The 10,979-nt window shown below is 55.8% G+C and carries 9 protein-coding genes; 4 read left to right on the top strand and 5 right to left on the bottom strand.

What is annotated here, in order from left to right:
- Positions 1-185 precede the first annotated feature (185 nt).
- The 5 genes from mnmE to rpmH form a co-directional block, all read right to left on the bottom strand.
- The gene (mnmE, locus tag NAV33_RS19110; RefSeq protein WP_255982976.1) at positions 186-1,553 is read right to left on the bottom strand and encodes a tRNA uridine-5-carboxymethylaminomethyl(34) synthesis GTPase MnmE; all 1,368 of its coding nucleotides are present in this window, start codon (positions 1,551-1,553) and stop codon (positions 186-188) included.
- Between the two features lie 70 nt (positions 1,554-1,623).
- Positions 1,624-3,300 carry a membrane protein insertase YidC gene (gene yidC, locus NAV33_RS19115; RefSeq protein ID WP_255982978.1) on the bottom strand — a complete coding sequence of 559 codons (1,677 nt, stop codon included), beginning with the start codon at positions 3,298-3,300 and terminating at the stop codon, positions 1,624-1,626.
- Positions 3,301-3,302: 2 nt separating this feature from the next.
- Positions 3,303-3,548 carry a membrane protein insertion efficiency factor YidD gene (gene yidD, locus NAV33_RS19120; RefSeq protein WP_255982980.1) on the bottom strand — a complete coding sequence of 82 codons (246 nt, stop codon included), beginning with the start codon at positions 3,546-3,548 and terminating at the stop codon, positions 3,303-3,305.
- Positions 3,541-3,936, bottom strand: a complete 396-nt coding sequence (gene rnpA / locus NAV33_RS19125; RefSeq protein ID WP_255982982.1) for a ribonuclease P protein component — start codon at positions 3,934-3,936, stop codon at positions 3,541-3,543. The genes yidD and rnpA overlap by 8 nt, the downstream gene beginning before the upstream one ends.
- Positions 3,937-3,953: 17 nt before the next feature.
- A complete protein-coding gene (rpmH, locus tag NAV33_RS19130; protein WP_019340723.1) occupies positions 3,954-4,088 on the bottom strand; it encodes a 50S ribosomal protein L34 in 135 nt (44 codons plus the stop codon).
- 510 nt (positions 4,089-4,598) lie between these two features.
- Between rpmH and dnaA the strand changes: the two genes are divergently transcribed.
- The 4 genes from dnaA to gyrB are packed head-to-tail and all read left to right on the top strand — an operon-like array spanning position 4,599 to position 10,728.
- On the top strand, positions 4,599-6,056 hold the full coding sequence (gene dnaA, locus NAV33_RS19135) for a chromosomal replication initiator protein DnaA (RefSeq protein WP_255982984.1): 1,458 nt from the start codon (positions 4,599-4,601) through the stop codon (positions 6,054-6,056).
- 36 nt (positions 6,057-6,092) lie between these two features.
- Complete coding sequence (gene dnaN / locus NAV33_RS19140; protein WP_255982986.1) at positions 6,093-7,196, top strand: DNA polymerase III subunit beta; 1,104 nt, start codon at positions 6,093-6,095, stop codon at positions 7,194-7,196.
- A gap of 9 nt (positions 7,197-7,205) precedes the next feature.
- Entirely contained in the window at positions 7,206-8,309 is a 1,104-nt protein-coding gene (gene recF / locus NAV33_RS19145) for a DNA replication/repair protein RecF (protein WP_255982987.1), read from the top strand.
- 4 nt (positions 8,310-8,313) lie between these two features.
- Positions 8,314-10,728, top strand: coding sequence for a DNA topoisomerase (ATP-hydrolyzing) subunit B (gene gyrB / locus NAV33_RS19150; protein WP_255982988.1), 2,415 nt, complete (start codon positions 8,314-8,316; stop codon positions 10,726-10,728).
- Positions 10,729-10,979 lie beyond the last annotated feature (251 nt).

Here is a 10,979-nt window from a genome sequence, read left to right on the forward strand (position 1 = left end):
TTTCCACAGGGTTATCGCGTGCAGTATTTGCAATAGCCAGGGGCTTGCAGTTGGCCGCACCGAGAGTAGGCGCCATGCTCTGCTTGACAGACAGCGCGCTCAAAACCTGGACAAGCGCTGCTCGATGATCGAGTTGGCACAGACGTCCCGCTTTGGGGTGAAACTGGCGACAGCTAAGCGTGACGCTATTTACCGATGCAGAAGCTGGAAAAGATACGCCCGAGCAGGTCATCGGAGCTGAATGCGCCGGTGATTTCTCCGAGCGCGTGCTGGGCCTGCCGCAGGTCTTCGGCAAGAAGCTCGCCCGCTCCTGCCAGGGTAAGTTGCATATGGCCATGCTCAAGGTGCTCTGCAGCCTGTCGCAAGGCATCCAGATGCCTGCGACGCGCGCTAAAGCCGCTTTCCGCTGTCTGGTCGTAGCCCATGCAGGCCTTCAGATGTTCGCGGAGCAGCTGCAGCCCGTCGCCCGATCGAGCGGAGAGACTCAACGTGCTGTGGCCGTCAATATCGACCGAAAGGGCCGCACTTTCGCCGGTGATGTCGGCCTTGTTGCGGATCAACGTCGTCTTGTTGGGATCCGGTTTGACGACAAGGAAATCTGGCCAACCGAACTCTTCGGCGTCGGATAATGACACGCTGGCGTCCACCACCAGCAATATTCGGTCGGCATCGTCGATGGCCTTGATAGCACGCTCGACACCGATCCGTTCAACCTGATCGTCGGTGTCGCGAAGGCCGGCGGTATCGATAACGTGCAAGGGCATGCCATCGATATGGATGTGTTCGCGTAGCACGTCGCGCGTGGTACCGGCGATATCGGTAACGATTGCCGCGTCGCGGCCCGCCAGTGCATTCAGCAAGCTCGACTTGCCGGCATTTGGCCGACCGGCGATCACCACGTTCATCCCTTCGCGAAGCAAAGCGCCCTGGCCGGCTTCATGGATGACCTTGGACAACTCTTCTCTGACTGCCTCCAGCAACGCCAGCACGCGGCCGTCGGCGAGAAAGTCGATTTCCTCTTCGGGAAAGTCGATCGCCGCCTCGACGTAGATTCGCAGCTGAATCAACTTTTCGGTGAGCTGGTGTACCCGACGTGAGAACTCGCCCTGCAATGAACGTACGGCGTTGCGGGCGGCTTGAGCGGAGCTTGCCTCGATCAGGTCGGCGATCGCTTCCGCCTGGGCCAGATCCAGTTTGTCGTTGAGAAATGCCCGCTCGCTGAACTCACCTGGCCGAGCAAGGCGAGCACCCAGTTCCACGCAGCGACGCAGCAGCATGTCCATGACGACCGGCCCGCCGTGGCCTTGCAGTTCCAGCACATCTTCGCCAGTAAAAGAATGTGGACCAGGAAAGAACAGCATTAGCCCTTCATCAATTACCTCGCCGTCGTCGGCGTGGAACGGGCCGTAATGCGCATGGCGGGCAACAGGTTCCCGACCGCTAAGGGTGATGGCCACTGCTTTCGCTCGCGGCCCGGAAATACGCACAACGCCGATGCCGCCTCGTCCCGGGGCAGTGGCGACTGCAGCGATGGTTTCGCGATCTTGACTCATGCGTCTCTCCCAGGCAGGTCGAAAAATGAAAAACGCCCCAATCAAGGGGCGTTCTGTTCACGTCGAAAGATCAGGCGGTGGCAGCATTCTGCCTTTCGATCTTGCGGGTAATGTACCACTGCTGCGCAATCGACAAGCAGTTGTTGACTACCCAATACAGCACCAGGCCTGCAGGGAACCAGAGGAAGAAGAAGGTAAAGATGATTGGTAGCAACTTCATCACCTTGGCCTGCATTGGGTCCGGCGGTGTCGGATTCAGCTGCTGCTGAACGAACATGGTCAGGCCCATGATGATCGGAAGGATGAAGAACGGATCTTTGATCGACAGGTCGGTGATCCAGAACATCCATGGTGCTTGGCGCATCTCGACGCTTTCCAGCAACACCCAGTAAAGCGCGAGGAATACCGGCATCTGTACCAGGATTGGTAGGCAGCCACCCAGTGGATTGATCTTCTCCTTCTTGTACAGCTCCATCATCGCTTGGGACATTTTCTGGCGGTCATCGCCAAATTGCTCCTTCAGCGCCTGCATTTTCGGCGACACGGCACGCATGCGGGCCATAGATTTGTAACTGGCAGCCGACAGCGGGAAGAATGCAAGTTTGATGACTACCGTCAGCGCAATGATCGACCAGCCCCAGTTGCCCAGCAGTGCGTGGATGTTCTGCAAAAGCCAGAAGATCGGCTGCGCGATGAACCAGAGAATGCCGTAGTCGACGGTCAAACGCAGACCGGGGGACAGTTCCTCCAGCTGATCCTGGCTCTTGGGGCCGGCATACAGCGTTGCAGCTGCTTCACCCTGGCTTCCGGGAGCGACCGAGATCGCGGGGCCGGTGAAGCCAATGATGTAGTTGCCCTGGCTGTCCTTGCGGGTCTGTACCTGGTTGGTCTGGTCGGCAGACGGAATCCAAGCAGTCACGAAGTAGTGCTGCAACCAGGCGATCCACCCGCCTTCTACAGTTATCTTCAGGTTCTTGTCGTCCATGTCGCCCATGGACACCTTGGTGTACGGCTCGTCCTGGGTCCAGAGTGCAGCCCCCAGGTAGGTTGCCGTTCCGGTCGCGGTGCTGGAAGACGGATCACCACTGTCGTCACGCTTCAGCTGACCGAACATATGACCGGTCCAGGGTTCGCCGCTCTGGTTGTCGATCAGATAACGCACGCCAAGATCGTAGTTGCCACGATCGAATGTAAAACGCTTTGTGTAGTTGACACCGTCTTCGCTGTATTTCAGATCGACCACCAACTGGTCTTGACCTTCAGCCAGTTGGTACTGCCGTTGCTCGCTACTGTACAGCGGACGTCCACTGGCCTTGTCCGGACCGTCACCAATCAAGCCGCTCTGAGCCTCGTAGGTTCGCTCGCCACTGCGCTCGAAAAGCTGGAAAGGAACGTCCGGACGATCTTGGCGACGCGGAAACTGTGGTAGCCGCAGATCGACGATGTCACCACCGCGTGGATCGATCGCCACGTCCAGAACGTCGGTACGTACATGGATCAGCTGCGAGTTGCTCTGGGCTTCGGGAAGCGCACTGACTTGCTGCTCGCCGCCTATGGCAGGGATGTCTGCCTGTGTACCGTCGGCACTGGTGGCAGGTATCGGCGTATCGGGAAGCTGAGCTGAAGGTTGTTCCTGGCGTGGCTCGGCAGGCATGGCGGCTTGGCCGTAGTCCTGGTTCCACTGAAGAACCATCAGGTAGGCAACGACTGCCAATGCGACAAGCAGGATCGAGCGTTTGATATCCATGGTTACTCGGTCATCGAAGATGAATTGGAGGTGTTGTTGGAAGGCACGGGATCATAGCCGCCCGGATTCCATGGATGGCAACGGCCGAGCCTGCGCAGACTCAGCCAGCCACCGCGCACCAGGCCATGGATTTCAATGGCTTCTAGTGCATAGCAGGAACAACTTGGGTAGAAACGACAGTGACTGGCCATCATGGGACTGATGGCGTACCGGTAGATCCGGATCGGGACCAAGGCCAGTTCACGCATGGGCGGATGTGCCCTGTTCAAGATTGCTGACCGCTTGAGAAGGGGTGCGAGACAACCGCCTCCAAAGCTTGGCGAATTGCCGTGCCAGTTCGGGATTATCCAGATCTGCCAATCCCTTGCGCGCGATAACCACGATGTCCCATCCCGTCAGTTCTGTCTGGTGAAGACGAAAGGTTTCGCGCAGTTGCCGCTTGATGCGGTTGCGCTCTACCGAGAGCTTGACGCTCTTCTTGCCGATCACCAGCCCGATACGGGGATGTGGCAGTTCATTTTCGCGCACCAGTAGCAGGACATTCCTGCCCGGTAACTTGCCGGAAGGGGAGTCGAAGACCGCTTTGAACTGGCGCGGGGTCAGCAATCGCTTTTCCCGACCGAAGTCTCGACTCACTACCTGTTCCGACGTGTTCAGACTGCCAAGCGCTTACGACCTTTGGCGCGACGGCGGGACAGCACGGCACGGCCGTTCTTGGTGGCCATACGAGCACGGAAACCGTGGGTGCGAGCGCGCTTGAGGGTGCTGGGTTGGAAAGTGCGTTTCATGATGCTTTACCTGGTGATCCATTGCGGGCCGGAATGGCCCCCTTTTAAGAGACCGGCGATTGTAGAGAAGCCAGGCTGTCAGGTCAATTTCCAACCAATGGCATTATGAGGAAATTAATAAATAGAAAGAGATATAAAGATCTTCTTAATACAGAGCTTATAGATGGTGCCGCCACTTTCTGTGCAAAAGTGGCTCTAGCTCAGGCATAGCGGTCATCACAGCGCTTCCCAACGCTCTGTACAAGCGGTGCATTGGCCGTGGGCATGCAGTGAATTTTCTGTGGATAAATCCTTGAGTTATCAACAGGTGAGGCTGTGGCAAAGATATGCACAGGATTAGAGGGCTAGCTCGTTTGCAGTTATCAACAGTGCTTATCTGTACAGCTCGGTTTATCAGAAACGATTCGCAGCGCTTTCTTTTAGTCCTGAAGGCTCGCCGACTGTGGATAACTGATCGTTCGAAGGCTACAATAGCGGCCGTTTAAAGCTCGACAGCGTCTAGGAGATTCCGTGTCGGTGGAACTTTGGCAGCAGTGCGTTGACCTCTTGAGGGATGAACTGCCAGCCCAGCAATTCAACACATGGATCCGTCCGCTTCAGGTTGAGGCCGAGGGCGATGAGCTTCGCGTCTACGCGCCCAACCGCTTCGTCCTCGATTGGGTTAACGAGAAGTACCTGTCCAGGTTGCTGGAGCTGCTATCCGAACGGGCCACTGACTTGGCGCCGGCATTATCTCTGCTGATCGGAAGCAAGCGAACAGCCGCCGCGGCGCTTCCACCCGCGTCTATGGCCCGCCCGCAGGCACAGTCGACCCCAGCTGCGATAGCGACGCCAGCGCAAGCTTCGCTGTTAATGCCCTCGGCGATGGCCACATCGCCAGAACCCGCTGTTACTCCCCCGCCTGCACGTGTAGAGCGCAACGTACAGGTAGAAGGTGGGCTCAAGCACACCAGCTATCTCAATCGCACTTTTACTTTCGAGAACTTCGTCGAGGGTAAGTCGAACCAGCTGGCCCGTGCTGCCGCCTGGCAGGTCGCCGACAATCCGAAGCATGGCTATAACCCGCTGTTTCTTTATGGCGGTGTCGGTCTCGGCAAGACCCACCTCATGCACGCCGTGGGCAATCATCTGCTGAAGAAAAACCCCAATGCCAAGGTGGTCTATCTTCATTCGGAGCGATTCGTTGCTGACATGGTGAAGGCGTTACAGCTCAACGCTATTAATGAATTCAAGCGCTTCTATCGCTCCGTGGATGCTCTTTTAATTGACGACATCCAGTTCTTTGCCAAAAAGGAACGCTCGCAGGAAGAGTTCTTTCATACATTTAACGCGCTTCTCGAGGGTGGTCAGCAGGTAATTCTGACCAGCGACCGCTACCCGAAGGAAATCGATGGTCTCGAGGAAAGGCTGAAGTCTCGCTTCGGCTGGGGCCTCACCGTGGCAGTGGAGCCGCCAGAACTCGAGACGCGTGTGGCGATTCTGATGAAAAAGGCTGACCAGGCTAACGTCGATCTGCCCCACGATGCTGCGTTCTTCATAGCCCAGCGGATACGCTCAAACGTCCGCGAACTGGAAGGTGCACTGAAGCGCGTGATTGCCCACGCTCACTTCATGGGGCGCGACATCACTATCGAGCTTATTCGCGAATCGTTGAAAGACTTGTTAGCGCTGCAGGACAAGCTAGTGAGCGTCGATAATATCCAGCGTACTGTCGCTGAATATTACAAAATCAAGATATCCGACCTGCTGTCGAAGCGCCGTTCGCGCTCTGTGGCACGACCGCGTCAGGTCGCGATGGCATTATCCAAGGAACTCACCAATCACAGCCTGCCGGAGATCGGCGATGCATTTGGTGGGCGTGATCACACGACGGTGCTGCATGCCTGTCGTAAAATTGCCGAACTTCGAGAATTGGATGCAGATATTCGCGAAGATTACAAAAATCTACTGCGCACTTTGACTACCTGAACAGATTGCGGCCAATTATAGGCAAGGGACCAGATCATGCATTTCACTATTCAGCGCGAAGCCCTGTTGAAACCTCTGCAGCTGGTTGCCGGCGTCGTCGAGAGGCGCCAAACCTTGCCGGTGCTATCCAACGTATTGCTGGTGGTCCAAGATCATCAATTGTCTCTTACAGGCACCGATCTGGAAGTTGAACTGGTCGGCCGTGTTGCGCTGGAAGATGCATCCGAGCCTGGGGAGATCACCGTACCGGCGCGCAAGCTGATGGATATTTGTAAAAGCCTGCAGCCTGACGCGCTGATCGATATCCGTCTGGATGATCAAAAAGTCGTGATCAAGTCGGGTCGCAGTCGGTTTTCCTTATCGACCTTGCCTGCGAACGACTTTCCTACTGTCGAAGAAGGCCCTGGTTCGCTGAACTTCAGCGTCAACCAAGGCAAGATGCGCCGTCTGATCGAGCGCAGCAGCTTTGCCATGGCCCAGCAGGACGTGCGCTATTACCTGAACGGCATGCTGATCGAAGTTTCCAGCGGTATGCTACGCGCGGTAGCTACGGATGGGCATCGGCTGGCGATGTGTTCCATGCAGGCCGGCATCGACCAGCCGGACCGCCACCAGGTGATCGTCCCGCGCAAAGGTATTCTCGAATTGGCCCGCTTGCTTACCGATCAGGATGGTGAAGTCGGCATCGTGCTTGGTCAGCATCACATCCGGGCGACAACTGGCGAATTTACCTTTACTTCTAAGCTAGTGGACGGAAAATTCCCTGATTACGAGCGTGTATTGCCCCGTGGCGGTGACAAGCTGGTCGTTGGTGAACGGCAAACTCTCCGCGAGGCGTTCAGCCGTACGGCGATTCTCTCCAATGAGAAATATCGGGGCATTCGTCTTCAGCTGGAAAGCGGTTTGTTGAAGATCCAGGCGAACAACCCTGAACAGGAGGAAGCGGAGGAAGAAGTCGCCGTCGACTATTCGGGTGGAGCTCTGGAGATTGGCTTCAACGTTAGCTATCTGCTCGACGTGTTGGGTGTGATGACTACTGATCAGGTTCGCTTGATTCTTTCGGATGCGAATAGCAGCGCGCTGGTCCAAGAATTCGACAACGATGATTCGGCTTATGTCGTAATGCCGATGCGCCTATAAAATTCGCTGATGTCCCTTAGCCGTATCTCCGTCACTGGCGTGCGCAATCTGCAGTCGGTGACGTTAAACCCCTCCCCTCGGATAAATATTCTCCATGGCGACAACGGCAGCGGGAAGACCAGTCTTCTCGAGGCCATTCATTTGTTGGGAATGGCACGTTCGTTTCGCAGTACCCGTCTGAACCCAGTTATAAGCCACGAGCAGACCAGCTGTACGGTTTTTGGCCAGGTCCGATTGACTGATGAGCAGTTCAGCGCGCTGGGTATTTCCAGGGATCGCTCCGGCGAGGTGCGAATCCGCATTAACGGACAGAACGTAAAGAGCGCTGCGGAGCTTGCCGACGCGCTACCGCTACAACTCATCAATCCTGACAGCTTCCGTTTACTGGAAGGCGCACCGAAACTCCGACGACAATTTCTCGATTGGGGCGTGTTCCACGTGGAACCTCGCTTTCTGCAGGCCTGGCAACGGCTCCAGCAGGCGCTCAGGCAACGGAATTCATGGCTTCGGCATGGTACACTGGACGGCGCTTCGCAGGCGGCTTGGAGTCGCGAGCTGAGCGCTGCGAGCGATGAAATAGACGAGTATCGACGTGCCTATATTCAATTGCTGAAACCGGTATTCGAAGGCACGCTAGCGTCGTTGCTTGACCTCGAAGGCTTCCAGCTGAGCTATTACCGCGGCTGGGATAAAGACCGAACCTTGGAGGAGGTGCTGACGGCCTCGATTGAGCGCGACAAGCTCATGGGGCATACCCAGGCGGGCCCGCAACGAGCTGATCTTCGCTTACGGATCGCTAATCATAATGCGGCGGAGACCCTGTCTCGAGGTCAGCAAAAGCTCGTTGTATGTGCGTTGCGGATTGCTCAAGGACACCTGGTCAGCGCGGCCAAGCGCGGCCAGTGTATCTATCTGGTCGATGATTTACCGTCCGAATTGGACGATCAGCACCGGCTTGCGCTGTGTCGGTTGCTGGAACAGTTGAATTGCCAGGTCTTCATTACCTGTGTTGATTCGAACGTATTGCGAGAAGGCTGGCGTGACGATACGCCGGTCTCATTGTTTCACGTGGAACATGGTGCGATAGCCCAAGTCCACGACCCTCGGGAGTGAAGGCATGAGCGAAAACCACACGTACGATTCGTCCAGCATCAAGGTTCTGAAGGGCCTCGATGCGGTACGTAAGCGCCCCGGCATGTATATTGGCGATACGGACGACGGCACCGGCCTGCACCATATGGTCTTCGAGGTGGTCGATAACTCTATTGACGAAGCGCTGGCTGGCCATTGCTCCGAGATATCCATCACCATCCATGTTGACGAATCCATTAGCGTTCGCGATAACGGTCGTGGTATTCCAGTCGATATCCACGAAGAAGGCGTGTCTGCGGCTGAAGTTATCATGACCGTACTTCACGCGGGGGGAAAGTTCGATGACAACTCCTACAAGGTATCCGGCGGCCTTCACGGTGTAGGCGTATCGGTTGTAAATGCCTTGTCCGAGGAGCTCGTGCTAACCATCCGCCGAGAGGGCAAGGTCTGGGAGCAAATTTACCGTCACGGTGTGCCGCAAGCACCTCTGACCGCCGTCGGCGAAACCGAAGGTTCAGGTACTCAGATTCACTTCAAGCCTTCAGCCGAGACTTTTCAGAATATCCATTTCAGCTGGGACATCCTGGCCAAACGACTACGCGAGCTTTCATTCCTGAACTCCGGTGTGGGAATCGTGCTGCGTGACGAGCGAAACGCCAAGGAAGAGCTGTTCAAGTACGAAGGCGGTCTCAGTGCGTTTGTCGGTTATCTCAATACCAACAAGACGCCAGTCAATGAGGTGTTTCATTTCAATGTCCAGCGTGACGACGGCGTCGGCGTTGAAGTGGCTCTGCAGTGGAATGATAGCTTCAATGAAAATCTGCTTTGCTTCACCAATAATATCCCCCAGCGCGACGGCGGGACTCACTTGGCGGGGTTCCGCTCGGCGTTGACGCGCAACTTGAACAACTACATTGAGCAGGAAGGGCTTGCGAAGAAGCACAAAGTGGCTACCACCGGTGACGATGCACGCGAAGGCCTGACGGCAATTATTTCTGTAAAGGTTCCGGATCCGAAGTTCAGCTCGCAGACCAAGGACAAGCTCGTCTCATCCGAAGTGAAGACGGCCGTTGAACAGGAAATGGGCAAGCATTTTGCTGATTTTCTGCTTGAGCACCCCAATGAGGCGAAGGCTGTTGTTGGCAAGATGATCGACGCGGCGCGTGCCCGCGAGGCGGCCCGTAAAGCTCGTGAGATGACGAGACGCAAGGGAGCGTTGGACATCGCAGGCCTGCCAGGCAAACTAGCGGACTGCCAAGAAAAGGACCCAGCCCTTTCCGAACTCTACATAGTGGAGGGTGACTCCGCGGGCGGCTCTGCCAAACAAGGCCGCAACCGCAGAACTCAAGCCATCCTGCCGCTCAAGGGCAAGATCCTCAACGTCGAAAAGGCTCGATTCGACAAGATGATCTCTTCACAAGAAGTCGGCACGCTCATCACTGCTCTCGGCTGCGGTATCGGTCGCGAAGAATACAACATCGACAAACTGCGTTATCACAACATCATCATCATGACCGACGCCGACGTCGACGGTTCGCACATTCGCACCCTGCTGTTAACCTTCTTCTTCCGTCAGCTGCCTGAGTTGATTGAGCGAGGCTATGTCTACATCGCCCAGCCGCCACTCTATAAGGTGAAGCGCGGCAAGCAGGAGCAATACATCAAGGACGACGAGGCGATGGATGAGTACCTCACCCAGTCGGCACTCGAAGATGCCAGCTTGCACGTCAATGAAGGTGCGCCTGGTCTTTCAGGCGAGGCGCTGGAGCGTCTGGTCAACGACTACCGCACCGTAATGAAAACACTGCAGCGGCTGTCCCGCCTTTACCCGCAGGAACTGACCGAGCACCTCATTTATTTGCCGAGAGTAACTGTTGAGCAACTTGGCGATCGGGCTGCGATGCAGGTTTGGCTGGAATCCTATGCCGCCCTGTTGAAAGACGTCGAAAGGTCTGGATTGGCCTACAAAGCGAACCTGCGGGAGGATAAGGAGCGCAACCTATGGTTGCCGGAAGTAGAGGTCGTTTCCCACGGTCTGGCCAGCTACATCACTTTCAACCGTGATTTCTTCGGCAGCAACGATTACAAAACCGTCACAGTGCTTGGCGATAAGCTCAATAGCCTACTTGAGGACGACGCTTACGTGCAGCGTGGTGAGCGTAAGAAGCAGGTGACGACGTTCAAGCAGGCCCTTGAATGGTTGATGACGGAGGGCACCCGTCGCCACAGTGTCCAGCGGTACAAGGGGCTCGGTGAGATGAACCCGGATCAGCTGTGGGAAACGACTATGGATCCTGCTGTTCGGCGGATGCTCAAGGTGACCATTGACGATGCGATCGCCGCTGATCAGATATTCAATACATTAATGGGCGATGCGGTCGAACCTAGACGAGATTTCATCGAGTCCAATGCTTTGGCCGTATCTAATTTAGATTTCTGATTAATTAGTGGTTCGCTTAGTTGCTACGCAAAAACCCGGCCTCGCCGGGTTTTTTGTTCCACGTGGAACAATCGGTTACGTAGATCGTCGATAGCTTTAATACATAGCGATGGATGTTTTAATCAATTTTAGGAATATTCCTGCGCCCCGTAAGCTTCCTTCCATAAAGCTTCCAACCTTCCACTTGATCTGCTTGGATCGGATAGTTAAACGGGGAATTCCATATGCTTGACAGCAACTTGAAATCGCAA

The sequence above is a fragment of the Stutzerimonas stutzeri genome (assembly GCF_024448715.1).
GTDB lineage: Bacteria > Pseudomonadota > Gammaproteobacteria > Pseudomonadales > Pseudomonadaceae > Stutzerimonas > Stutzerimonas stutzeri_AR.